A 764-nucleotide genomic window follows, 5' to 3' on the forward strand; every position below is an offset into this window, starting at 1 on the left:
CCCGCCCCGCTGTGGCGCCGGTCGCCAGTGCCTCCTGCGACACGGTGGCGATGCGCTCGGAAACATCGTGCGCCGCCGTGGCGGTCTGCGTCACGCTGCGGGCGATCTCGCGCGTCGCGGCGCTCTGTTCCTCCATTCCGGCGGCAATCGTCGAGGAGATCTCCGACACCGCGTCGATGTGACGGCGCATGCCGGCGACCGAGGCGACCGCCTCGCCGGTGACGCTCTTGATCGCCGCCAGCTGCCGGCCGATCTCCTCGGTCGCACTGGCCGTCTGGCCGGCCAGGGTCTTGACCTCGTTGGCGACCACGGCGAAGCCCTTGCCGGCCTCGCCGGCCCGGGCCGCCTCGATCGTGGCGTTGAGCGCCAGCAGGTTGGTCTGCCCCGCGATGCCGGCGATCAGGGCGGCGACCGCGTCGACCCGGTCGACCGTGGTCGCGACCGAGCCGATCGCCTGCTCGGTCCGGTCGCCTGCCGCCACCGCCTCGCTGGTGATGGCGGCGGCCTCGCCGAGCCGGCTGGTGATCTCCTGGATCGAGGCGGTCAGCTGCTCGGTGGCGGCCGACACCGTCTGGGCATTGGCCAGGGCCTGTCCGGCCGCGGCGGCAACCGCCTGGGCGTTGCCGGTCATGCCGGTCGCCGACAGCGCCATCACTTCCGCTTCCCGGCTCATCGCCTCGGTTCGGCGCGAGACCTGGGCAACCGCGACGCCGGCCTCGCTTTCGACCCGCTCGGCCATGGCCTGCAGGGCCTGGCGCTGAGCC

Annotated in this window: 1 protein-coding gene; it reads right to left on the minus strand. The window is 73.7% G+C overall.

Annotation, left to right across the window (positions count from 1 at the left end; all coding sequences use genetic code 11):
* On the minus strand, positions 1-764 hold a 764-nt coding region (locus tag N826_RS39120; protein WP_044438056.1), incomplete at both ends, for a methyl-accepting chemotaxis protein.

Source organism: Skermanella aerolata KACC 11604, from assembly GCF_000936425.1.
Lineage (GTDB): Bacteria > Pseudomonadota > Alphaproteobacteria > Azospirillales > Azospirillaceae > Skermanella > Skermanella aerolata.